This window comes from Rhodococcus sp. 14-2470-1a (assembly GCF_002259425.1).
Taxonomy (GTDB): domain Bacteria; phylum Actinomycetota; class Actinomycetes; order Mycobacteriales; family Mycobacteriaceae; genus Rhodococcoides; species Rhodococcoides fascians_E.
This window is the reverse complement of record NZ_NPFZ01000004.1, coordinates 112,913-135,483: the sequence shown is the minus strand read 5'-3', so window position 1 is coordinate 135,483 and position 22,571 is coordinate 112,913. Positions and strand designations below refer to the sequence as shown.

Sequence of the window (22,571 nt, the reverse complement as noted above, 5' to 3'; positions counted from 1 at the left end):
ACTGATTCGTTTACGTGAATGACCCGTGCTGCACGGTCATCAGCACCGTGCATGGTCGCGTTTGAAACGCGGCCCTTTTCGTCGACGCCACCAAGAAGGGGTGCTCACTAGTGAGCGGCCAGGGGTACACGCTAGTCCGTACCCTTTTCACGGTTGACCCTGAAAAGGCGGCGCCACAGCGGCCACACCCGTATCTAAATTAGATACGCGCCTAGATTCAGCCGGCCGGATCTGGGATCTGACCCCTCGGTGACACACGGATGACACAACGTTGTGTCATCCGTTCGTGTTCGCTGCGGTTCGCCTCCGCCTCGGAAGTAGTTTGACCAGCGCTTCCGAATAGAAGCGAACGTGTGCGCCCGACGGTCTGTCATTTCAACAACGACTAGTAGTCACCGCGAAAGGCCCCGCACTCCTCGTGAGTGCGGGGCCTTTCGCGTTCCTGCGGGTGGCTCGAAGGACGCGTCAGCTGAGACGCTCGAGCACCATGGCCATTCCCATGCCGCCGCCGACGCACATGGTCTCCACGCCGAACGTCTTGTCCTGTGTCTTCAGGTTGTTCAGCAAGGTCGTGGTGATGCGCGCGCCGGTCATGCCGAACGGGTGACCGACGGCGATTGCGCCACCGGAGATGTTCAGCTTGTCGTGATCGATGCCGAGATCACGTGCCGAACCGAGGACCTGCACCGCGAACGCCTCGTTGATCTCGAACAGGTCGATGTCGGAGATGGAGAGATTCGCGATCTTCAGCGCCCGCTTGGTGGCCTCGATCGGTCCGAGTCCCATGATCTCGGGGGAGGTTCCGGTGACGCCGGTGGACACGATGCGGGCCAGCGGCGTCAGGCCGAGCGCCTTGGCCTTGGTGTCACTCATGATGACGAGTGCGGCCGCTCCGTCGTTCAGCGGGCACGCGTTGCCTGCCGTGACCGTTCCGTTGGGGCGGAAGACCGGCTTGAGCTCGCTGATCTTCTCGTAGGTCGTGCCCGCACGGGGGCCGTCGTCCTTGGACACGACGGTGCCGTCCGGGAGTGTGACCGGGGTGATCTCGCGCTCGAAGAAGCCGGAGTTGATAGCTTCCTCGGCCCGGTTCTGGCTGCGGACGGCCCAGTGGTCCTGATCCTCGCGGCTGATGCCGGTCAACAGCGAGACGTTCTCGGCGGTCTGACCCATGGCGATGTACGCGTCGGGCAGCTCGCCGCTCTCGCGGGGATCGGTCCAGCTGTCCGCGCCCTCTTCCTGCGCCTTCTTGGTGCGTGCCTCGGCGTCGGCGAACAGCGGGTTGTGACTCTGCGGCAGGGAGTCGGAGCTGCCGTGAATGAAGTTGGAGACGCTCTCGACGCCTGCGGAGATGAACACGTCGCCCTCGCCTGCCTTGATGGCGTGCAAGGCCATACGCGTGGTCTGCAGCGAGGAGGAACAGTAGCGGGTGATGGTGGTGCCGGGAAGCGAGTCGTAGCCGAGCAGGACTGCCACGATGCGAGCGAGGTTGTTGCCCTGCATGCCTCCGGGAAGGCCACATCCCAGAAGGAGGTCGTCGATGTCGGTCGGGTCGAGCTCGGGAACCTTCGCGAGCGCGGCGGCGACCATCTGCACGGTGAGGTCGTCGGGACGGATGTCTTTCAGCGAGCCCTTCATCGCGCGGCCGATGGGTGAACGAGCGGTACTGACGATCACTGCTTCTGGCATGAACTCTCCTAGGGTTGATTACCGTGGATACTAAGTTACCGGCGGGTAGGGCTGGTTGTGCGCCTCCGTTTCGCTTCGTCGGCGACGTAGGAAACTCTCCAACGATGCCGCCGCGCGCGGCACGAAACGGCGGGATTCGGCCGCGGCGGACACGTCGGGGAGCACGGGGAGCGGACCACCGTGCCACTCGCCCAACGCCGCAGCCAGGACAGGAAGCAACTGGCGAGCGGCGAGTTCGTAGCCGGCAGCCGACGGATGGAACCGGTCCGCGGAGAACATCGTGTCCGGGGCTGCGAGAAACTCGGGAGACAGCAAGTCCGCCAACGCCACGGGGTGCCCGCCTGCTTTCAGGGTCGCGTCGGACTGTGCGCGTGCCAGCCGAAGACCCCAGTTTCGGACGACCGTTCGCAGAGGTTGGGGTATCGCGGTCACGACGCCGAGATCGGGGCACGTTCCCACGACGACGACCGTGCCCTTCGCCGTCAAGCGTTCCACTGCGTTGCCCAGTCGCGCGGCCGACGCCGCGATGGAGAACTTCTTGGTGACATCGTTCGCGCCGATCAGAATGACCGCGGCGTCCGGTGGCGGGCCGGCGACGAACATCGCGTCCACCTGGCCCTCCAGGCCTTTCGACGTCGCGCCGCCGATTGCTTTGGTGCTCAGCCGGACCCGCTTCTCGGTTTCGTCGGCGAGCCCACGGGCAACCAGGACTCCCGGTACTTCGTCGGCGACAGTGCAGCCGACGCCCGCGGCAGTCGAGTCGCCGAAGATCATCAGATGAATATCTGCCGAACTCCCGATTCGCCACCGTTCCGGCGTGCGATCACCGGGCCCGTAGACGCCGTCGGCCTCCGGAGGTTTTGCCGTCGAGCGTCCGATCACCCCGCGAGCAGACGTCGCTTGGGCCATCAGATGCTTGTACGCAGCCCACGACGCTGTCCCAGCTGACGAGCCTGCAATCACCGTCGCGGCGCCCGCCTTGGCTGCGCCCTTCCACCGACTCACCGACACGTTCTCTTTCCCACGGTCTGCGCCACACGTCCATCGTAAGCATCCGTTCGCGGTGTCTCGGGGGTACCGAGAAGCGCGTCGGGTGCGATCGAGTCGTTCCGAGGACTCCGCTCCGAGCGCGATCTGGGAAGATGAAGTCATGCGCATCGCTCAGCACGTCACCGAACTCATCGGCAACACCCCGTTGGTCAAGCTCTCCTCTGTTGTCGGCGACAACGCGGGGTCGGTTGTGGCCAAGGTCGAATACCTCAACCCGGGCGGGTCCAGCAAGGACCGCATCGCCATCAAGATGATCGACGCTGCCGAGGCGTCGGGCGAGTTGAAGCCGGGCGGGACCATCGTGGAACCGACCTCGGGCAACACCGGGGTCGGGTTGGCCCTCGTCGCGCAGCAGCGTGGCTACAAGTGCGTCTTCGTGTGCCCGGACAAGGTGGGCGAGGACAAGCGCAACGTGCTGCGCGCCTATGGAGCCGAGGTGGTCGTCTGCCCGACGGCTGTCGCTCCCGAGGACCCCAACAGCTACTACAGCGTGTCCGATCGCCTGGTGCGCGAGATCGACGGTGCGTGGAAGCCCAATCAGTACGCCAACCCGGCAGGCCCGCAGAGCCACTACGAAACCACCGGACCCGAGATCTGGGCCGACACCGACGGCAAGATCACCCACTTCGTCGCGGGCGTCGGAACGGGTGGAACCATCTCCGGAACAGGCAAGTACCTCAAGGAGATCTCCGGCGGCAAGGTCAAGGTCATCGGCGTCGACCCCGAAGGCTCGGTCTACTCGGGTGGCACCGGCCGTCCGTACCTCGTCGAGGGCGTCGGTGAGGACTTCTGGCCGTCGGCCTACGACCCGTCCATTCCCGACGAGATCATCGCCGTGTCCGACGCCGACTCCTTCGACATGACGCGACGCCTCGCACGCGAAGAAGGGCTCCTGGTCGGCGGATCGTGCGGTATGGCTGCCGTCGGTGCCCTGCGTGTCGCCGAGCGTGAAGGCCCCGACGCTCTCGTCGTCGTGTTGCTGCCCGACGGCGGTCGTGGCTACCTCGCGAAGATCTTCAACGACGACTGGATGTCGTCCTACGGCTTCCTTCGCTCGCGCCTGGACGGCAAGACCGACGAGCCGTCGGTGGGCGACGTGCTCCGCGGCAAGTCCGGCGCCCTTCCCGACCTGGTGCACACGCACCCGTCGGAAACCGTGCGTGACGCCATCGAGATCCTGCGCGAGTACGGCGTCTCGCAGATGCCGGTCGTCGGCGCGGAGCCTCCTGTGATGGCGGGCGAGGTCGCGGGCAGTGTCACCGAGCGCGAACTGCTGAGCGCGGTCTTCGAGGGCCGTGCGTCACTGGCGGACCCGGTCGCCAAGCACATGAGCGAGCCGTTCCCCCTCATCGGTGCAGGCGAGAACGTCTCCGACGCCACCAAGGCTCTCGGGGAGACCGACGCCCTGATGGTCGTGGAGGAGGGCAAGCCCGTCGGCGTCATCACCCGACACGACCTGCTCGGATTCCTGTCCAAGGGCGCCTGACCCCCTACGTGAGTGGTTGTGTATGGCGGGCCGTACACAACCACTCACAGCGGAATCAGCGAACCGCGCTGGTGCCGGTGAGTGCCTGCCCCACCACCAACTGGTGTACCTCGGACGTTCCCTCGTACGTGAGGACGGACTCCAGGTTGTTGGCGTGACGAAGCACCGGGTACTCCAGGGTGATGCCGTTGGCACCGAGAATCGTCCGGCACTCGCGGGCGATCGCGATCGCTTCGCGCACGTTGTTGAGCTTGCCGACGGACACCTGCTCTCCCCGCAGCTCGCCCTTGTCCTTTAGTCGGCCGAGGTGCAGCGCGAGCAGTTGACCTTTGCCGAGTTCGAGTGCCATGTTCGCGAGCTTGGCCTGCGTCAGCTGGTAACCGCCGAGTGGCTTGTCGAACACCTCCCGTGTCTTCGAGTACTCGATGGCCGACTCGATGCAGTCACGTGCCGCACCCATCGCGCCGAAGATGATGCCGAAGCGGGCTTCGTTGAGACAGCTGAGCGGGCCACGTAGTCCATGAGCGTCGGGGAGCACGGCATCACTGGGCAGCCGGACGTCCTCCAGCACCAGTTCGCCGGTGATCGACGCACGAAGCGAGAGCTTCTTCTTGACGGTGTTCGCCGTGAACCCCGGCGTGTCCGTCGGGACGACGAACCCTCGTATTTTCTCGTCGGTCTGAGCCCAGACGACGGCGACATCGGCGACCGGGCCGTTCGTGATCCACATCTTGGAGCCATTGAGGACCCAGTCGCTGCCGTCCTTCCTGGCCCGCGTCCGCATTCCGCCCGGGTTGGATCCGTAGTCGGCCTCGGTCAGCCCGAAGCAACCGATGAGCGATCCCTCGGCCATACCGGGCAGCCACTGCTGCTTCTGCTCCTCGGAGCCGTACTTCCAGATCGCGAACATCGCCAGCGAACCCTGGACGGAGACAAGGCTACGAATGCCGGAATCCATGGCCTCGAGCTCCAGGCAGGCGAGGCCGTAGGCAGTGGCAGACGTGCCCGCGCACCCGTAACCCTCGAGATGCATCCCCAACAGTCCGAGTGCGCCCAGTTCCTTGGCCAGCTCCCTCGCGGGGACGGTGCCGTCCTCGAACCAGTCCGCGAGGTGGGGCCGGATACGTTCGCGGCCGAACTTTCGAACGGTGTCGCGGATGTCCTTCTCCTCGGAATCAAGAAGGGAGTCGATGGAGAACAGCTCGTCGACGGTCTGTGAATCGGCCACGGTCAAACGCCTCGTTTCGCTTTGCAGTGTCTCCCGAAGGCTACCGAGAACTCTCGCCTATCAGGCGGGAGTGGAGCCTGCAGTAATGACCCAACCAGGCGGGAGTGGAGCCTGCAGTAATGACCCAACCAGGCGGGAGTGGAGCCTAAAGTAATGACCCTATTAGGCTGAAAGTCATGAGTGAGCAGCGCAGCAAGGCAGACAGCAGTTCGTGGCAGGGGTTTTCGACCAAAGCGGTTCATGCCGGTTACGAGCCGGACTCGCTGACCGGCGCGGTCAATGTCCCGATCTACGCGAGTTCGACGTTTGCTCAGGACGGCGTCGGCGGTATGCGCAGTGGCTTCGAGTACGCCCGCACCGGTAATCCGACGCGTCGGCCGCTCGAAGCGAATCTTGCCGCGATCGAGTCGGGCACGTACGGCCGTGCGTTCTCGTCGGGCATGGCGGCGACGGATGCGCTGCTCCGCGCGACGTTGCGTCCCGGTGATCACCTCGTCATTCCCAACGATGCCTACGGCGGCACGTTCAGGCTGATCGACAAGGTGTTCACTCAGTGGGGGATCGAGTACTCGGTGGCCGCGGTGTCCGACGTCGACGCAGTGCGTGACGCGATCCGCCCCAACACCAAGCTCGTCTGGGTCGAGACTCCGACGAACCCGCTTCTGAACGTCGGTGACATCGAGGCGCTCGCCGGTGTCGCCCACGAGAAGAACGCCAAGCTGGTCGTCGACAACACGTTCGCGTCGCCGTACCTGCAACAGCCGCTACAGCTCGGTGCCGATGTCGTACTGCATTCGACCACCAAGTACATCGGTGGGCACTCCGACGTCGTGGGTGGTGCTCTCGTCACCGACGACGAGGAGCTCGACGCGGCGTTCGCGTTCCTGCAGAACGGTGCAGGCGGTGTGCCCGGCCCGTTCGATGCATTCCTGACTCTTCGGGGTATCAAGACCTTGGCGCTGCGCATGGAACGGCACAGCGACAACGCGGAGAAGCTGGTCGAGCTGCTGAGCGGCCACTCCGCTATCTCCCAGGTCATCTACCCGGGTTTGGCGTCGCATCCGTCGCACGAGGTTGCGGCGAAGCAGATGCGGCGTTTCGGCGGCATGATCTCGGTGCGCTTGAACGGTGGCAAGCAAGCCGCTCTCGACTTCTGCGCACGGACCGAGATCTTCACTCTTGCCGAATCGCTCGGAGGTGTCGAGTCGCTGATCGAGCATCCGGGCGCCATGACGCACGCGTCGACAGCCGGGTCGTTGCTGGAGGTCCCCGACGACTTGGTTCGTCTGTCGGTCGGCATCGAGGACGCAGCCGATCTCGTCGGCGACGTCGAGCAGGCACTGGGCTGAATCGGATGCTCGTCGGATTGATCGACTCGGGGCTCGGCCTGTTGCCGACGTCGGCGTGGCTGAAGCAGCTGCGTCCCGAGCTCGATCTGATCCTGTTGATGGATCCCGACAATGCGCCGTGGGGTCCGAAGCCGGACGATGTGGTGATCGAGCGTGTGCTGGCGGCCGCGGATCGTGGGATCGAGGCTGGCGCGGAGGCTCTGGTACTGCCGTGCAACACCGCGAGCGTGACGGCGTTGGCGGACCTGCGTGCGCACGTGGGATCCGTTCCGGTGATCGGCACCGTTCCGGCGATCAAACCTGCTGCGGCACAGAGTGATCGCTTCGCGGTGTGGGCGACGGCAGCGACGACGGCCAGTGCGTATCAAGCGCGACTGATCGAGGAGTTCGCGGCCGGCCGCACGGTCACCGCCGTTGCGTGCCATTCGCTGGCGGAGTCGATCGACCGCGGAGATTCCTCCGCTGTGTCCGCAGCGATTCGCGAGGCCGCCGACCGCACGCCCGCCGACGTGGATGTGGTCGTGCTGGGGTGTACGCACTACCCGTTGGTGGCGGCCGAGATCGCCGCGGCTCTGCCCCCTGGAACTCGGTTGTTCGACAGTGCGGAAGCTGTTGCGCGGCAGGCACTTCGGAGGATCGACGAGCTCGGGAAGTCGACCGGCGGCGGCGGAACGGTCACGGTGTCGATGAGTGGACGAGCAGGGTCGCTACCGGCCAGTGCTCTCGCCCATCGAGAGGGCCGATTGCTGGCGGGCGAGCACATCGTTCACCAGTGACCGCGCGAAGGCTGCGTCTGTTCCGCCGAGTCCGAACACGACTCTGAAGTAGAGCGGGGCCACGACGTGGTCCATGACGGTGCGGTGCGACGGCGCGTCGTCTCCGCGCTCCGTGGCACGCCGCAGGATCGTGTTGATCTGGTCTTCGCGTTTGTCGAGACAACGGCTCCTGTCGGCGTCGCGCATGGCCCCGATCAGGGAGCGAAGCAACGCTGTTTTCTCCGGCCGCGTGATGTCCGTGACGAGGAACTCACACCACACGTGTAGATCACGACGGAGGTCGCCGGTGTCCGGTACGTCGGCATCCGCAGAGAGAACCTCCAGTGCCACTTCGGTTCGGAGAGTGTCGATATCACCCCACCGACGGTAGACGGTGGTCGCGGCGACGCCGGCACGTTGGGCGACGAGCGGCACAGTCAACGGCTCGGCGTTGTCGTCGATCAAATCGGTCACGGCCCGGTGGACGAGGGTGCGTATCCGGGCGCTCCTGCCCCCGGGGCGGCGGACGCTGGACGGCTCGACTTCGGACATTCCACCATTATTGCAAACCGATTGGCTTTAAGCGGCGCCTCGGTCTATCGTGAGTAAAAGCAATGATCTTGGCTTTAGCGACCCGCCCGGAGGCTACGAATGGTCAACACCGATCTCGATTCGACGATTCCCGTCGCATCCTCGCGGAGGATGTCCGCGTCGCTGGCCTTCTGGACCGTCGGCGTCACCTATCTGGTCGTCATGGCGTCGTCCGCCGCCCCGTCACCGCTCTACCCCGTGTACCAAGCGTCGTGGGGATTTTCCTCGACGATGCTGACCGTCGTGTTCGCGGTGTACGCCCTCGCGCTGCTCCTGGCTCTGCTCACGGTCGGAAGTCTGTCGGATCACGTCGGCCGGAAACCGATCCTGATCGGCGCGCTGGTACTGCTGGCGATCAGTCTCGTGCTGTTCATCGCCGCAGACGGGGTCGGCGGTCTGATCGCCGCGAGAGTGGTGCAAGGCCTTGCCGCGGGTACCGCCACCGGTGCGCTGAGCGCGGCCGTCATCGATCTGCAGCCGAACAGTACGGCGGGGCCCCTGGTCAACAGCGTCGCACCGTCGGTGGGGCTTGCCACCGGTGCGCTGGGGTCGGGGCTGCTCGTACAGTTGGCGCCCGCTCCGACCGTCCTGGTCTACGCGCTGTTGATCGCGGCGGTGGTTCTGCTCGCGGCGGCGGTGGTCTTCGTTCCCGAGACATCGTCGCTTCGCACCATCGAATCGAAACGCCACCTCGCTCGGCTGCTGCTGCCGAGAGCGGCGTTCCCCACCGGAGCGCGCGTTCCGTTCCTCATGATCGTGCCCGCGCTGATAGCGACGTGGTCACTCGGCGGGTTCCACCTGTCTCTGGGACCGTCGATCATCGGCACCATCTTCGGCATCGACAACCACATCATCGGCGGGGTCGAGATATTCGCGCTGTTCTTCTCCGGCGCGGTGTCCGCTGCCGTGGTGCGGACTCTGCCGCCGCGCACGGTGATGATCGTGGGAACGCTCGTGCTGGCGCTGGGTGTCGCCGCCTCGCTGGTCTCCGTTGCGACAGAGACGGTACCGCTGTACTTCGTCGGGTCCGTCGTCGCCGGTGCCGGATGGGGAGCGACGTTCCTCGGCGCCATGCGCACACTCGGCGGCCTCGTTCCAGCGGACGAGCGCGGAAGTGTCTTCGCTACGACCTTCGTCCTCAGCTACCTGGCCTTCAGTGTTCCGGCCGTCGTCGGCGGGATCGCGGTGCACACGTTCGGTCTCGAGCCGACGACGCTGGTCTACGGCGCTTTCGTGATCGTTCTCGCGGTCCTCTCGTCGACCGGGTTCGTTCTCGCGTCCCGCAGTGGGAGCGCGAGCTCGGTCGGGTGACACCGAGCACGATCAGCAGGTGCCGCGGTGGCGACGGCGGCAGCGTTCGCGGCACCGTACCTACCCGATCGGGCAGGCACCCACCTGGACGTCGGCTGGTGGGGATGCCTGGCGTGGAGCTGTAACCTTGATCACACGGTAGGGGGATACTCCGCTACCGGAACGTACAGGGGCCCCGATGATCGAGACTGCCGAGACCGGACAGGCGCTGCACGATCTGCACTCGCACCGCAGTTCGGTCGAGGCGCCACGCGTGCTCAAATTCCATGCGCCGGAGATAGTGTTCGGCCAGGATTCACTCGGCGAAGTTGCGCACGCAGCTCTGCGCCTCGGGGCGCAGCGCCCGCTGGTCGTGACCGACGCGGGCCTCATCGACACAGGCTGGGTCGCACAGCTCGGTCATCACCTCGAAGCACAGGGCCTGTCCCCGACGTCGTGGAGCGGGCTGACCCCCAACCCCAAGGATGTCGAGATCGAGGCAGGCCACGAGATCTATCAGGAATCGGGCTGCGACGTCATCGTCGCCATCGGCGGGGGGTCGGTGATGGACGCTGCCAAGGGCATCGCGGTCCTGGCAGGCAACGGCGGCTCGATACTGGACTACGAGGGAGTCGACCGCGCGACGCGGCCGATTCCGCCGCTCGTGATGGTGCCGACGACGTCCGGGACCGGGGCCGACGTGTCGCAGTTCTGCATCGTCACCGACACCACCCGCTCGACCAAGATCACCATCCTCGGGCGCGCACTCGTCCCGGACATCACCGTCATCGATCCTCGGTTGCTCACCACGATGCCGGAATGGCTCAACGCTGCAACGGGTCTCGACGCGCTCACTCACGGGATCGAAGCGTTCGTCTCGCTCGGCCACAACCAGCTCACCGATCACCACGCGCTTCGTGCCGTGACGATGGTGACCTCGCACCTTGCGCAGACGATGGACGTACCGACCGACATGACGGCGCGAACCTCCATGGCGCAGGCAAGCCTCGAGGCGGGCCTGGCCTTCACCAACGCAATTCTCGGTGCCACGCACGCGATGAGTCATCAGGTCGGGGGACTGCTCGACCTGCCCCACGGGGTCATCAACGGTGTGTTGCTGCCTCACGTCATTCGATTCAACGCCGCAGCCGACCCGCTGCCCTACGTGGCAATCGCGACCAGCCTCGGGCTGCCGGAGGGTCGTGGACCGGCCGAGGAAGCAGCGCTTGCCGTCGCCGCACGGGTCGAAGAGCTGGCACGCCAGGTCGGAGTGCCGAAGGGGCTCGCCGAGATCGGCGTCAGCGACGCCGACATCGAGGTCCTCGCCACCAACGCGCTGCGCGACGCATGCATGTCCACCAATCCCCGCCACGCCTCCCACGAGGAGATGGCGGCGTTGTTCAGGACCGCACTGTGACCGCCCAGCAGCCGGACCTGTCGCTGCTGACAGGGCTGCGGTCGGGGAAGAGCACGTTCTATCCGCAGTATCGGGGCGCCGCCGAGCGGCTCGAACGCGTCGTACACGCACTCGAACTGATCTCCAGGGCCTTGGTGCGTACGGTCGACGGGCCGGAGACGCTGATCTGCGCGGTCGCCGAAGCCGCGCGGGCGCATCTGAGTGCACAGTGGGTGGTTTTCGCCCTCGCCGACGGCGCACTGCCGGACGCCGGACCCCGACGTCTGGTCCTCGGGCCGGACGCCACGCCGTTCCTGGTCGACAACGTCGTCGGTCCTCCCTTACCGGACGACGTCGTGGAGTGCCTGGAGTCGATCCGGCTGGCGAGGATCGGCGACGGACGGGAGCCACAGATCGAATCCCACCACGCCTTCGTTCCGATCGCGCTGGACGGCGGTGTGGTCGGAGCGTTCGCTGCGTGGACCTCGACGCATCGAGTGCTCGACGCGACCGACTCCGCCGTCCTCAGCATTCTGGCCAGTCAAACCGCTGTGGCGCTGCAGAACTCCGCTCTGTACCAGAGCAGGCGAGTCCTGCTCGAACGTGCGGAGAGTGCCTACTCCGAAGCACACCGCACCGCCGCGGATCTCGCTGTCCGCAACGCCGAACTCGAAGCCACCCAGCGGCAGTTGGGCGCTGCGCATCGTCACCAGGTACTCGACGAGGAACGCCACCGAATCGCACGCGAGTTGCACGACAGCGTGACCCAAGCAGTGCTGTCCGCGGGCATGCAGATCGAGGTGTGCCTCGGCGACATCCCAGCCGGCGAGCGGGCCGAAAGACTGGATCTGGCCAAGGATCTCACCCGACGTGCCGTCGAGCAGCTGCGGTCGGCCATCTACGCGCTCAATCACGCGCAGGACGCGGATCGCACATCTCTGCCCGAGATGCTCGAACAACTGTCGGTGGTGCATATGCCCGACGAGCTACAGGTCTCGCTTCGCGTGGAGGGAACGCCGGTGGAATTGGGCAGCGACTGCGAACACGATCTGCTGCGGATCGCTGGAGAAGCTTTGTTCAACACTGCCGTTCACGCGGGCGCGCACCGAGCCGTCATCCGGCTCGCCTACCGCGAGGGTGGCGTCTCGCTCTCGATCGCCGACGACGGCACCGGTGACCCCGCGCATCTACGCCTGATGCAGCGGCTGGCGGAGAACAACGATGTCGACGGCCGGCACCGCGGACTCGCGAACATGGCAGCACGAGCACGTGAGCACGGCGGTGTTCTCGAAATCCGCCGGGCCCGAATCGGAGGTGTGCGCATCTCGGTACGCATTCCTTCTCGAGGAGAGTGAGCAATCATGACAGTATCGACGACAGTGGTCAGAATCGTGCTGGTCGACGATCACGCCATCCTCCGTGACGGACTCAGATCCGTCCTCGAACGTGAAGCGGACCTGTCCGTCGTCGGTGAAGCGTCGTCGCGAGCGGAAGGCCTCGCCGTCGTCGAACGCGTGAAACCGGACATCGTGCTCATGGACCTCAAGCTGTCGGCGAGTACCGATTACGAGGGCTTGGCTCTGTGTGCGCAGCTGTCCGGTGCGCACCCGACCATCGGTTTGTTGGTGTTGACGACGTTCCTCGACGACCGACTCGTGGTGGAGGCCGTGCACGCGGGGGCGCGGGGATACGTCGTCAAGGACGTCGACACCACCGAGTTGGTTCGAGCGATTCGGGCCGTGTCTCGTGGTGAGAGTGCTTTCGACTCGCGCAGTGCGTCAGCGGTCATCCGATCGCTCAACGGTCAGGGATCTGCCGTGGAGCGTCTCACCGACCGTGAACTGGAAGTGCTACGCCTACTGGCAACAGGGTTGTCCAACAACAGCATCGGCACGCGCTTGTTCATTAGCGCGACGACGGTCAAGTTCCACGTCAGCAACATCATGCGCAAGCTGGGGGTGAGCCGGCGGGCGGAAGCCGTCTATGCGGCAAGCAAGCAAGGTCTCATCTGATCGACACCACCCGTGCATCGGCGGGCGTGGTGTCGAGAACCAGCCAGCCGCCGTGGAATTCGTCCACCTCGTAGGGCAGGGTTGTCCTCAGCCCCAACGCCGTCAGTGCGGCAGCGTCGAACGTCCTGACGTGTCCGTGGCAGGCTGTTGCTTCGCTTTCGTACGGCACGGCGATCACGACTCGACGACGAGCGATCCGAATGGCCTCGTCGATGATTCCGGCGCCGAGTTCTTCGTCGACATGTTCGAGCAGATGAAGAGCGGTGACCGTGTCCGCGCTGTTCGGCGGCACCGGAATCCCCGATGCGTCGCAGGTGAGTACGTCGAGGGTCGCGCCCAGATGCGGAGCGACGGTCCGCAGCAGATTCATGGTCCCGGCGGACAGGTCTGTGGCGGTGACGTCGACACCGTCGAGGGCGAGCCTGAGCGGGAAGAACCCGAAGCAAGATCCGAGATCCAGGACGGACCCCGTGACGAGAGCCTCGGCACGTGCGTGCACCGGCGCGAAATCGGCGGCACCCGAGAGGAGGTCGTCGAGTGAATTTCGGTAGTAGGTCGTCCACGCCTGCACCGGATCGGACACGGTGGTCAACACGAGCCCCACCATGACGAGTTCGAACTCGCGCTGCGACAGATTCAGATCCGTGATTCTCTGCACCACGCTTTCACCGATGTGAGCGGACGACAGAGCGTGCTCGACGAGTAGTGGTGCGGTGCAGCGCACGTCGACCGTGCCCGCTGCGAGGGACGCGGAGAATTCGACGGTCACGCCGTCGTGAGTCCATCGCCCCTGGTGCGCCGGGGCGAGCGCGTCGAGTTCGGTCATATCGAGTCTTTCCTAGAGTGCACCCAGGCCCTGTGTGCCGGCACCGGTGTCGAGACCGGCGTACAGGGTGCGAGTGCCATCGGACAGCAATGAAGCGAGATCGAGCTCGTCGTCCGTCAACCACTGCTCGTACGCCGAGATTGCCACACCGAGGACCATCCAGCCAACTGTTCGCGGAAAATGGTCGGTCGGCGCGGAATCGGTTCGGGCTGCCACGTATTGGGCGATCACCTCACGCCACCCCTCGTACATCAGCATCGAGTAACCCTGCAGCGCGGGATTGCGGAGTATGAGCTCCATGCGTTGGCGATGAACCGGCGTCTCGTCGTCGGGGAAGGTGTTGAACTGGAGGAGCGCCGACCGTATGCCGTCGGCGAGGGAAACATCGTGGGGGAGCGAACAGAGCAGGGTGCGCAGCGCGGTCAACTGCTCGTCGAAATCGCCCCATGGCACCGCGTTCTTGGACGCGAAGTATCGGAAGAAAGTGCGACGGGCGATCCCCGCAGCGTCGGCGATGTCGTCGACGCTCGTGGAGTCGAAACCGTTCTTGGCGAACAGTTCGATCGCGATGTCGCTGATCTGCCCCCGCGTCGTGGACGGGCGTCGACCTACCCGGCTGGACGGTTTCCTGCGACTGACCACTTTTTTCTCTCCGATAGGTGTCTTTATGCACTCGATGCCATTATGGTGGTGAACCAAGTCACTGTCACCGATGACTGTGATCCGTTCGATAATTCTCGCCGATGGAGGTACACCGATGTCTCAGAACCCGAAGACCGATGTGACGAACGCAGCCGTAGTCGAATCCGACCTGATCGAGGAGTCGCTGGTGGAAGAAGTGTCCATCGACGGCATGTGCGGCGTCTACTGACATGTCGGCACCCGTGAAGGCACTCCCCGCCGTGGACCTCGACGCTCGGTGGGCTCTTCACCCGCAGGTGGCGCTGCGTCCCGAATCTTTCGGGGCGCTGCTCTACCACTTCGGGACACGGAAGCTCTCCTTTCTGAAGAATCGCACGATCGTAGCGATCATCGAATCCTTCCCCCAGCATCCGGATATGCGGTCCGCGATCTCCGCAGCCGGAATCGACCAGTCGGCCTGCGCGCCGTACGTCAGAGCGCTTGCCACTCTGGCCGATTCGAAGATGATCACCAAGCTCTGACGCCCGAACCAGCCCTTCGGGCGCCGGACACCCCTCAACTCCAAGAGGACAGCGAAATGACCTCCATGCTCGAAAGACCGGCACCACCACCCGCGGTGGGCAAGCTGGTCGACCAATTCGAACTCGGCCTCGACGCGCCGATCTGCCTGACCTGGGAACTGACCTATGCCTGCAACCTCTCCTGCGTGCATTGCCTGTCGTCCTCGGGTCGACGAGATCCCCGTGAACTGAGCACCGAACAGTGCAAATCGATCATCGACGAGCTGCAGAAAATGCAGGTGTTCTACGTCAACATCGGTGGTGGTGAGCCGACGGTTCGATCCGACTTCTGGGAGCTCGTCGACTATGCGACGGCCCATCAGGTCGGTGTGAAGTTCTCGACCAACGGAGTCAAGATCGACAAGGACGTGGCTGCTCGTCTGGCTGCCTCCGACTACGTCGACGTACAGATCTCGATCGACGGTGCCACCGCCGAGGTCAACGATGCGGTACGCGGACCCGGTTCGTTCGACATGGCCTGCCGTGCACTGGAGAACCTGCGTGAAGCCGGGTTCGAGGACGCCAAGATCTCCGTCGTCGTCACTCGCCACAACGTGAGTCAGCTCGACGACTTCAAAGCGCTTGCCGACAACTACGGTGCGACACTGCGTATCACGCGACTTCGGCCCTCGGGACGCGGAGCCGACGTCTGGGACGATCTGCATCCGACGGCGGGACAGCAGCGCGAGCTGTACAACTGGCTCGTCGCCAACGGCGAAGGTGTGCTCACCGGAGACTCCTTCTTTCACCTGTCCGCGTTCGGTGACGCACTACCCGGTTTGAATCTGTGCGGCGCCGGCCGTGTCGTCTGCTTGATCGACCCGATCGGAGACGTCTACGCCTGCCCCTTCGCCATCCACGAGCAGTTCCTCGCCGGCAACATCGTCCGTGATGCGAAAGACGGTATGGGCGGGTTCCAATCCGTCTGGCAGAAATCGGAGTTGTTCCAGGAACTGCGGTCGCCGCAAACGTCGGGGGCGTGCACCAAGTGCTCGTTCTTCGACTCGTGCCGCGGCGGTTGCATGGCTGCGAAATTCTTCACCGGCCTCCCCATGGACGGTCCGGATCCCGAATGCGTCATCGGTAACGGCGAACTCGCGTTGGCTGCGGCGGGGGAGATCCCCAAGTCCAGCGTCGATCATTCTCGGTCCGGTGAACGTAAGACACCCCGCAAATCGGTTCCGCTCACGTTGATGATGCGGCCCCCGGCAAAGATCTGCGACGAGAATCCCCTCGCAGGAATGGAATAGGAAGAAATCAGTCATGGCCAAGAGTGCGTGGTTCGAAACCGTTGCCGAGGCGCAGCGGCGTGCCAAGAAGCGTCTACCCAAGTCCGTGTACGCCGCCCTGGTGGCGGGCTCGGAACGGGGTATCACCGTCGACGACAACACCGCGGCGTTCGGCGAGCTCGGTTTCGCGCCCCACGTGGCAGGTCTGTCGGACAAGCGTGACCTGGCGACGACAGTCATGGGGCAACCACTCTCCTTCCCGGTCATGATCTCGCCGACGGGTGTGCAGGCGGTGCACCCCGACGGCGAGGTCGCCGTGGCCAGGGCGGCGGCGGCACGCGGAATTCCGATCGGCCTGTCCTCGTTCGCGAGCAAGTCCGTGGAGGAAGTCACGGCGGCGAACCCGCAGACGTTCTTCCAGATGTACTGGGTCGGTTCGCGCGAAGTGCTGCTGCAGCGCATGGAACGTGCACGTGCAGCGGGCGCGGTGGGTCTGATCATGACGCTCGACTGGTCGTTCTCCAACGGTCGCGACTGGGGTAGCCCGTCGATTCCGGAGAAGATGGATCTGAAGGCGATGTGGCAGTTCGCGCCGGAGGGCATCACCCGCCCGAAGTGGCTGTGGGAGTTCGCGAAGACCGGGAAGATTCCCGATCTGACCACCCCGAATCTCACCCCGCCCGACGGTGGTGCGGCGCCGACGTTCTTCGGTGCCTACGGCGAATGGATGGGTACCCCACTTCCGACGTGGGAGGACGTCGCCTGGCTGCGCGAGCAGTGGGGTGGTCCGTTCATGCTCAAGGGGGTCATGCGCGTCGACGACGCCAAGAAGGCCGTGGACGCGGGGGTCAGCGCGATCTCCGTGTCGAACCACGGCGGAAACAACCTCGATGGAACCCCGGCACCGATCCGAGCGTTGCCCGCAATCGCCGATGCCGTCGGCGACCAGATCGAGATCACCCTCGACGGTGGAATCAGGAGGGGGAGCGACGTCGTCAAGGCCCTCGCCCTCGGCGCCAAGGCTGTGTTGATCGGCCGAGGTTACCTGTGGGGTCTGGCCGCCAACGGTCAGGCCGGTGTGGAGAATGTTCTCGACATCCTGCGCGGTGGTGTCGATTCGGCCGTTCTCGGTCTCGGTCATTCGTCGGTGCACGACCTGTCGCCGTCGGATGTCGTGATGCCGCTCGGATTCGACCGGAAGCTCGGCGTCTGACCGAGAGTGTCCAACGACAAGGAGTGGTTCGAGACTGTCGCGGAGGCTCAGCGGCGCGCGAAGAAGCGGCTTCCCCGATCCGTGTATTCGGCGTTGCTGGCCGGTTCCGAAGAGGGCATCACGGTCGCGGACAACACGGCTGCATTCGCCGAATTGGGATTTGCACCCCGAGTCGCGGGATTGTCCGATGCACGCGATCTGTCGACGACGTTGATGGGTCAGCCGATGTCGTTCCCGGTCGTGATCTCGCCGACGGGTGTGCAGGCGGTACATCCGGACGGTGAAGTCGCGGTGGCCAGAGCTGCTGCCGCGCAGGGTGTTCCGATGGGGTTGTCGTTGTTCGCGAGCAAGTCCATCGAGGACGTCGTCGCGGCGAACCCGCAGACGTTCTTCCAACTGCACTGGGTGGGGTCGAGGGACTTCCTGTCTCACCTGGTCGAACGAGCGCGTGCAGCGGGCGCGGTCGGGCTGATACTGACGATGGACTGGTCGTTCTCGGAGGGCAGGGACTGGGGGAGCCCGGCCATTCCGGAGCGGGTCGATCTACGCACCATGGCTCGGTTCGCGCCGGAGGCCGTCTTGCATCCTCGGTGGCTGGGACAGTGGGTGCGCTCGGGGGCGATCCCTGATCTGACGGCTCCGAATCTGACCCCTCCCGGCGGCGCTCCACCGACGTTCTTCGGCGCGTACCGCGAGTGGACGAGGACACCGCTCCCGACGTGGGAGGACATTGCGTGGCTGCGTGAGCAGTGGGGTGGACCGTTCATGCTCAAGGGAATCGCACGCGTCGACGACGCGGAGCGAGCCGTCGACATCGGTTGCACGGCGCTGTCGGTGTCCAACCACGGCGGAAACAACCTCGACGGAACACCTGCGTCGATCCGCCTGCTGCCCAGCATCGTCGACGCTGTGGGGGAGCGGGTCGAGATCACCCTCGACGGTGGGGTCCGCCGGGGCAGCGACGTCGCGAAAGCCGTCGCCCTCGGTGCACGCGCGGTGTTGATCGGTCGTGCGTACCTGTGGGGGCTGGCGGCCGCAGGTCAGCCTGGGGTCGAGAACGTTCTCGACATTCTGCGCGGAGGCCTCGACTCCGCGGTCCTCGGCCTCGGGTGTTCCTCGGTGCAGGACCTGTCACCGTCGGACATCGTCACCCGCACAGGGTGATCTGGCTCGCACTGGATCTCAGGAGGTCGAGCAGCTCGGGATCCTCCGGATCGAGCCGTCCGGTGCGGCCGATCACGGCGATGCACCCGGAGACCCCACCCGTGTCGTCGCGGACCGGCACCGCCACGGCGGACCTGCCCATCTTGATCTCGTCGCGTTCCGTGGCGACGTCGGTGGCACGGATTCGAGTGAGCTCGATCGCGAGGTCCGCGAGGTCGACGATGGTGTGGGATGTGAACTTACGCAGATCCGCCAACGAGTTTCCGTCGGCCCGATTGGCCAACAACAATTTTCCGATCGCCGACGCGTGCACGTGTGTCGTCAGGGCCGTCTCGCCGGTGAGCTCGTGGTCCGGGTCCCGATCGAGAAGCCGGATGCGGTCGCCGGCGTACGTCGCCAGATAGACCCCGAAGCGGGTCCGACCTCGTACCGTGTCGATCACCTGTGAATAGTCCACCTCCGTCGACGGTGCGGCTCCGGCGAGCTCCCGCGTTCGACGACCCAGAGCGAAGCCCGACAGATCGTCGATCCGTACGAGAAAGCCGTCGGCCACCAGGATGTTGAGCAATCGGTACGCCGTTGCCGGCGGCGTCGACGTCGCGTGGGCGATTTCCTTGGCCGTCGCACCCGAACCGAGACGGGCAACGGCTTCGAGCAGCGCAAGTGCCTTCTGGACTGCGCGGGGTTCGTGTCCTCCGAGCTCGTGGGTTCGTGCGGTGCGAAGAGCCATCAGCGCGATTCGGACGCAGGAGATTTCACCAGGGCAACGGCTCCGCGCGAATTCTCACCGTACGTCACCGCTCCGGGCAGTACGTCGTGACTTTCCGCGCTGTCGAAGACGCCGACGGCGTCGAGCGACCGGGGCCGTCTGTGGTGGAGAACCGCGCGCCACGCCAGTCCGGACGCGCCGAGCAGACCGAGCATGACGAGCAGCGTGATGTTCTGCTGCACACCGACCGTGAACAGAAGATTCGCGAGAATCGCCGTGCCGGAGGCACATGCCAGCACTCCGGCGCACACGACGGGTGTCGTCAGCTCGCCGATGCGTCGCAGGAACGCCACTGCAGCTACGGAGGCGACGGCGTATCCGACGATGACGGCCGCACGGGCGAGCAAGCGAACGTCGTCCAGGAACCGGAAGTTGTCGAAGATCGGGATGCCGGCGGCGATCGCGAGCAGCGAACCGAGCCCGACGACGAGTCCGACGACGATCCAGAGAGCAACGTGCGGGGTTCGGAACACTCGGTGCACGCAGGCGACTCGGCGCGTGACCACGTTCTCGACGCCCATCGTGTACAGCAGGCGCGACGCCGCATTCGACGATGCCATGGCCGAGGCCAACCACGAGAAACTCAGGCCGAGATTCAATGCCACGACGAGCCACGCGTCGATACCCGTCGACGTCCCGTGCTGGTAGGCACCGACAAGCACGCCGCCGCGGCCGGACCAGACAGCCCACGCGGCGAACGTGAACAGCGCACCGCAGATGATCGGGGTGAAAAGGACGGTTCTGGTGACGTTGACGAGAGGCCGCTTCGCCTCCGGGGCGAAGAAGGTGGCGCTCTCGAAACCGGCCAACGAGAACATGGCGCCGAGCGCGACGATCATGAGTCCGTTCGGCGCCCCGGACGGTTCGATCTCGACCGGGCCGCTGCTGGGAAACACGAGAAGGGCGGTGATGAACAGCAGCGAGCAGACTTCCACTACGAGGATGGCCGTCGCGGCGAATCTGACTCCGCGGAGCAGACATCCGAGCATCGCCGCTGCGATCACACCGTGCACCGCGGCGATACCCAGGATTCCGCCGGTGGGCACGCCCAGCTCGTGCAGAACCGTTCGGACGGCCTGTCCTCCGAAGTACAGGGTCATTGCGCCACTCGCGCAGTATTTGCACAGCATCGCTGCGCCCACGGTCAGTGCGCCCCTCGGTCCCGACCCCTTGACCGCGAAGCTGTACAGACCTCCGGACGAGGAGAACCTCCGGGTGAACTGGGAGACACAGAAGGCGATCAACGACACCACGATCGTCGCCGCCAGTATCGTCAGAACACCGGCGAGCATGGTCTCGTGGGTGAGCATCGTGAGCGGCAGAATCACCATCGATGCGGCGGGCGCCGTCGTGGCCACCGACTGCGCGAACATTTCGACTCCCGACAGCTGCCGACGGCCGAGGGCGCGCAACGGTGACAGTGCAGGGCGCTCGGGCTCCCGCGCTGCGAAGGACGCGGTGATGGCGTGTTCCAGTGCAGACATGATGGCCGAAAAATAGCCGTGAATTGTTGCGCCCCGATTTCGTGAATGCTTCACCTGTTCGCACGCGAGTGATAAGCCTCGGCGAATCCGCTACCGCTTCTCACTGCATCTGTCGCAAGACGTTTCCTGCGCTACGCATTCCGGAATTGTGTGCGTTCCACGATTGCCCTGACTCGAAACCAGTGATTTCGACGGCCAGGGCTACCTGGGGTGGGCAGAAGGAGTGGAAGAGCACATGGGAGTTACACGGAGATCGTTCATGCGGGGACTCGGAGTCACCGGCGGTGCGGGTCTCGCTTACGGAGCGATGTCGACGCTGGGGTTGGCGCCCTCGGCGGCAGCAGCCCCCTCACGATTCCAGGCACCGGCGATGGCCGATCTGATCGGGCGAGTCGACGGCAGCCCCACCGTGGTGGTGCTGGGCGGTGGGCCCGCGGGACTGTGCGCCACGTACGAGTTGCAGAAGGCCGGGTACTCCGTGACCGTCCTCGAGGCTCGGCAGCGTCCGGGTGGACGCGTGTGGTCGATCCGAGGCGGAGCGGAGGAAACGGATCTCAACGGAGAAACGCAGAAGTGCACCTTCTCCGAGGGGCATTTCTACAACATCGGAGCAACCCGAATTCCGCAGAGCCACATCACGATGGACTACTGCAGGGAACTCGGCGTCGAACTCCAGACATTCGGAAACCAGAATGCCAACACCGTAGTCAACTACAAGAGCGACACGTCTCTGAATCAGAAGTCCGTGTCCTACCGTGCAGCGAAAGCCGACACCTACGGGTACATGTCGGAGTTGCTGCAGAAGGCCGCGAGCCGCGGTGCCCTCGACGACGTGCTCACCGCGGACGACAAGGACGCCCTGTCGGAGTTTCTCTCCGATTTCGGAGACCTGTCCGACGACGGAAGATACGTAGGCTCGTCGCGGCGCGGGTACTCCTCGGAACCGGGCGCCGGCCTGGACTTCGGTACCGAGACCGAGCCGTTCGGCATGTCGGAAGTCATCCGCAGCGGCATCGGGCGTAACTTCAGTTTCGAGTTCGGGTACGACCAGGCCATGCTGATGTTCACCCCCGTGGGAGGCATGGACCGCATCTACTACGCGTTCGCCGAGTCCATCGGCGAGGACAACATCGTCTACGGCGCCGAAGTCACGTCCATGAAGAACACCTCCGGTGGCGCGACGGTCGAGTACGTGAAGGACGGATCCGCACAGTCGATCTCGGCGGACTACGTGATCTGCACGATTCCGCCGAACCTCATCGGGAGGCTGGACACCAACCTCCCTGCGGACGTACTCGCCGCCAATCTCGCGGCGAAGGCGTCGTCGTCGGGCAAGCTGGGCATCGAGTACTCGCGTCGGTGGTGGGAGACCGACGAGCGGATCTACGGCGGTGCCAGCAACACCGATCTGGACATCTCGCAGATCATGTTCCCCTACGACCACTACAACTCCGATCGCGGCGTGGTCGTCGGCTACTACAACTCCGGCAAACGGCACGTGGCATTCGAATCGCTCACGCACAAACAGCGTCTGGCGAAAGCTCTCGCCGAAGGCTCGCTGCTCCACGGTGAGAAGTACACCAAGGACATCTCCAGTTCGTTCTCGGGAAGTTGGCGCCGAACCAAGTATTCCGAGAGCGCGTGGGCGAACTGGGCAGGGTCGGGCGGATCGCACGGCGGCACGGCCACGGCCGAGTACGAGTTGCTGTTGAAGCCGGTCGATCGCATCTACTTCGCCGGGGACCACCTGTCCAATGCCATCGCGTGGCAGCACGGCGCCTTCACCTCCGCACGCGACGTCGTCACTGCGCTCCACGAGCGCGTCGTCGCGTCCTGACCTC

At 65.0% G+C, this 22,571-nt stretch carries 21 protein-coding genes; 13 read left to right on the top strand and 8 right to left on the bottom strand.

The window, feature by feature from the left end; translation table 11 throughout:
* Positions 1-465 precede the first annotated feature (465 nt).
* Complete coding sequence (locus CH292_RS01965; RefSeq protein ID WP_033189876.1) at positions 466-1,686, bottom strand: acetyl-CoA C-acetyltransferase; 1,221 nt, start codon at positions 1,684-1,686, stop codon at positions 466-468.
* 30 nt (positions 1,687-1,716) lie between these two features.
* On the bottom strand, positions 1,717-2,697 hold the full coding sequence (locus CH292_RS01960) for an SGNH/GDSL hydrolase family protein (RefSeq protein WP_094627573.1): 981 nt from the start codon (positions 2,695-2,697) through the stop codon (positions 1,717-1,719).
* Between the two features lie 139 nt (positions 2,698-2,836).
* On the opposite strand from CH292_RS01960, the gene CH292_RS01955 reads away from it, so the two are divergent.
* The gene (locus tag CH292_RS01955) at positions 2,837-4,222 is read left to right on the top strand and encodes a cystathionine beta-synthase (protein WP_027498704.1); all 1,386 of its coding nucleotides are present in this window, start codon (positions 2,837-2,839) and stop codon (positions 4,220-4,222) included.
* A gap of 55 nt (positions 4,223-4,277) precedes the next feature.
* Here the strand turns inward: CH292_RS01955 and CH292_RS01950 are convergent, their stop codons facing one another.
* Positions 4,278-5,450 (bottom strand): acyl-CoA dehydrogenase family protein, encoded by a 1,173-nt coding sequence (locus tag CH292_RS01950; RefSeq protein WP_020111195.1) that lies wholly within the window; start codon positions 5,448-5,450, stop codon positions 4,278-4,280.
* Positions 5,451-5,626: 176 nt separating this feature from the next.
* Between CH292_RS01950 and CH292_RS01945 the strand changes: the two genes are divergently transcribed.
* Together CH292_RS01945 and CH292_RS01940 are read left to right on the top strand one after the other, a co-directional pair.
* Positions 5,627-6,799, top strand: coding sequence for a cystathionine gamma-synthase (locus tag CH292_RS01945; RefSeq protein ID WP_033189877.1), 1,173 nt, complete (start codon positions 5,627-5,629; stop codon positions 6,797-6,799).
* 5 nt (positions 6,800-6,804) lie between these two features.
* On the top strand, positions 6,805-7,575 hold the full coding sequence (locus CH292_RS01940) for a glutamate racemase (protein WP_020111194.1): 771 nt from the start codon (positions 6,805-6,807) through the stop codon (positions 7,573-7,575).
* On the opposite strand, the gene CH292_RS01935 is transcribed toward CH292_RS01940, so the two are convergent.
* Complete coding sequence (locus tag CH292_RS01935) at positions 7,507-8,106, bottom strand: TetR-like C-terminal domain-containing protein (RefSeq protein ID WP_094653865.1); 600 nt, start codon at positions 8,104-8,106, stop codon at positions 7,507-7,509. The genes CH292_RS01940 and CH292_RS01935 overlap by 69 nt on opposite strands.
* A gap of 99 nt (positions 8,107-8,205) precedes the next feature.
* On the opposite strand from CH292_RS01935, the gene CH292_RS01930 reads away from it, so the two are divergent.
* The 4 genes from CH292_RS01930 to CH292_RS01915 all read left to right on the top strand — a co-directional run bounded on the left by CH292_RS01930 (position 8,206) and on the right by CH292_RS01915 (position 12,843).
* Positions 8,206-9,456: an MFS transporter gene (locus tag CH292_RS01930; RefSeq protein ID WP_094653864.1), complete on the top strand. Its 1,251-nt coding sequence runs from the start codon at positions 8,206-8,208 to the stop codon at positions 9,454-9,456.
* Between the two features lie 178 nt (positions 9,457-9,634).
* A complete protein-coding gene (locus CH292_RS01925) occupies positions 9,635-10,852 on the top strand; it encodes an iron-containing alcohol dehydrogenase (protein WP_019663497.1) in 1,218 nt (405 codons plus the stop codon).
* Complete coding sequence (locus CH292_RS01920) at positions 10,849-12,186, top strand: histidine kinase (protein WP_019663498.1); 1,338 nt, start codon at positions 10,849-10,851, stop codon at positions 12,184-12,186. Before CH292_RS01925 ends, CH292_RS01920 begins: the two co-directional genes overlap by 4 nt.
* Positions 12,187-12,192: 6 nt before the next feature.
* Positions 12,193-12,843: a response regulator transcription factor gene (locus tag CH292_RS01915; protein WP_026347503.1), complete on the top strand. Its 651-nt coding sequence runs from the start codon at positions 12,193-12,195 to the stop codon at positions 12,841-12,843.
* Here the strand turns inward: CH292_RS01915 and mftM are convergent.
* Together mftM and mftR are read right to left on the bottom strand one after the other, a co-directional pair.
* On the bottom strand, positions 12,836-13,669 hold the full coding sequence (gene mftM, locus CH292_RS01910; protein WP_094653863.1) for a mycofactocin oligosaccharide methyltransferase MftM: 834 nt from the start codon (positions 13,667-13,669) through the stop codon (positions 12,836-12,838). The two genes, CH292_RS01915 and mftM, sit on opposite strands and share 8 nt — an antisense overlap.
* Before the next feature lie 12 nt (positions 13,670-13,681).
* Positions 13,682-14,311, bottom strand: coding sequence for a mycofactocin system transcriptional regulator (mftR, locus tag CH292_RS01905; RefSeq protein WP_094653862.1), 630 nt, complete (start codon positions 14,309-14,311; stop codon positions 13,682-13,684).
* Positions 14,312-14,426: 115 nt separating this feature from the next.
* On the opposite strand from mftR, the gene mftA reads away from it, so the two are divergent.
* Genes mftA through mftD (CH292_RS01880) form a run of 5 tightly spaced genes read left to right on the top strand, consistent with a single transcriptional unit; the run spans position 14,427 to position 18,477 of the window.
* The gene (gene mftA / locus CH292_RS01900) at positions 14,427-14,540 is read left to right on the top strand and encodes a mycofactocin precursor MftA (protein ID WP_019663502.1); all 114 of its coding nucleotides are present in this window, start codon (positions 14,427-14,429) and stop codon (positions 14,538-14,540) included.
* A gap of 1 nt (position 14,541) precedes the next feature.
* Positions 14,542-14,832: a mycofactocin biosynthesis chaperone MftB gene (mftB, locus tag CH292_RS01895; RefSeq protein WP_037181672.1), complete on the top strand. Its 291-nt coding sequence runs from the start codon at positions 14,542-14,544 to the stop codon at positions 14,830-14,832.
* A 56-nt stretch (positions 14,833-14,888) separates the two neighbouring features.
* On the top strand, positions 14,889-16,121 hold the full coding sequence (mftC, locus tag CH292_RS01890; protein ID WP_094653861.1) for a mycofactocin radical SAM maturase: 1,233 nt from the start codon (positions 14,889-14,891) through the stop codon (positions 16,119-16,121).
* A 13-nt stretch (positions 16,122-16,134) separates the two neighbouring features.
* Positions 16,135-17,313, top strand: a complete 1,179-nt coding sequence (gene mftD / locus CH292_RS01885) for a pre-mycofactocin synthase MftD (RefSeq protein WP_020111190.1) — start codon at positions 16,135-16,137, stop codon at positions 17,311-17,313.
* Positions 17,314-17,319: 6 nt separating this feature from the next.
* A complete protein-coding gene (mftD, locus tag CH292_RS01880) occupies positions 17,320-18,477 on the top strand; it encodes a pre-mycofactocin synthase MftD (protein ID WP_019663506.1) in 1,158 nt (385 codons plus the stop codon).
* On the opposite strand, the gene CH292_RS01875 is transcribed toward mftD (CH292_RS01880), so the two are convergent.
* Positions 18,461-19,207, bottom strand: a complete 747-nt coding sequence (locus CH292_RS01875; protein WP_094653860.1) for an IclR family transcriptional regulator — start codon at positions 19,205-19,207, stop codon at positions 18,461-18,463. The two genes, mftD (CH292_RS01880) and CH292_RS01875, sit on opposite strands and share 17 nt — an antisense overlap.
* On the bottom strand, positions 19,207-20,730 hold the full coding sequence (locus tag CH292_RS01870) for an APC family permease (RefSeq protein WP_094627579.1): 1,524 nt from the start codon (positions 20,728-20,730) through the stop codon (positions 19,207-19,209). Before CH292_RS01870 ends, CH292_RS01875 begins: the two co-directional genes overlap by 1 nt.
* A gap of 259 nt (positions 20,731-20,989) precedes the next feature.
* Between CH292_RS01870 and CH292_RS01865 the strand changes: the two genes are divergently transcribed.
* Positions 20,990-22,567 carry an FAD-dependent oxidoreductase gene (locus CH292_RS01865; protein ID WP_019663509.1) on the top strand — a complete coding sequence of 526 codons (1,578 nt, stop codon included), beginning with the start codon at positions 20,990-20,992 and terminating at the stop codon, positions 22,565-22,567.
* Positions 22,568-22,571: the final 4 nt, after the last annotated feature.

Bases quoted from the DNA above. Each gene is read 5' to 3' on its own strand.
- CH292_RS01940 (WP_020111194.1), top strand. From the start codon at position 6,805: ATGCTCGTCGGATTGATCGACTCGGGGCTCGGCCTGTTGCCGACGTCG.
- CH292_RS01955 (WP_027498704.1), top strand. From the start codon at position 2,837: ATGCGCATCGCTCAGCACGTCACCGAACTCATCGGCAACACCCCGTTG.
- mftB (WP_037181672.1), top strand. From the start codon at position 14,542: ATGTCGGCACCCGTGAAGGCACTCCCCGCCGTGGACCTCGACGCTCGG.
- CH292_RS01925 (WP_019663497.1), top strand. From the start codon at position 9,635: ATGATCGAGACTGCCGAGACCGGACAGGCGCTGCACGATCTGCACTCG.
- mftA (WP_019663502.1), top strand. From the start codon at position 14,427: ATGTCTCAGAACCCGAAGACCGATGTGACGAACGCAGCCGTAGTCGAA.
- CH292_RS01930 (WP_094653864.1), top strand. From the start codon at position 8,206: ATGGTCAACACCGATCTCGATTCGACGATTCCCGTCGCATCCTCGCGG.
- CH292_RS01915 (WP_026347503.1), top strand. From the start codon at position 12,193: ATGACAGTATCGACGACAGTGGTCAGAATCGTGCTGGTCGACGATCAC.
- CH292_RS01965 (WP_033189876.1), bottom strand. From the start codon at position 1,686: ATGCCAGAAGCAGTGATCGTCAGTACCGCTCGTTCACCCATCGGCCGC.
- CH292_RS01945 (WP_033189877.1), top strand. From the start codon at position 5,627: ATGAGTGAGCAGCGCAGCAAGGCAGACAGCAGTTCGTGGCAGGGGTTT.
- mftC (WP_094653861.1), top strand. From the start codon at position 14,889: ATGACCTCCATGCTCGAAAGACCGGCACCACCACCCGCGGTGGGCAAG.
- CH292_RS01875 (WP_094653860.1), bottom strand. From the start codon at position 19,207: ATGGCTCTTCGCACCGCACGAACCCACGAGCTCGGAGGACACGAACCC.
- CH292_RS01870 (WP_094627579.1), bottom strand. From the start codon at position 20,730: ATGTCTGCACTGGAACACGCCATCACCGCGTCCTTCGCAGCGCGGGAG.
- mftD (WP_020111190.1), top strand. From the start codon at position 16,135: ATGGCCAAGAGTGCGTGGTTCGAAACCGTTGCCGAGGCGCAGCGGCGT.
- CH292_RS01935 (WP_094653865.1), bottom strand. From the start codon at position 8,106: ATGTCCGAAGTCGAGCCGTCCAGCGTCCGCCGCCCCGGGGGCAGGAGC.
- mftM (WP_094653863.1), bottom strand. From the start codon at position 13,669: ATGACCGAACTCGACGCGCTCGCCCCGGCGCACCAGGGGCGATGGACT.
- CH292_RS01865 (WP_019663509.1), top strand. From the start codon at position 20,990: ATGCGGGGACTCGGAGTCACCGGCGGTGCGGGTCTCGCTTACGGAGCG.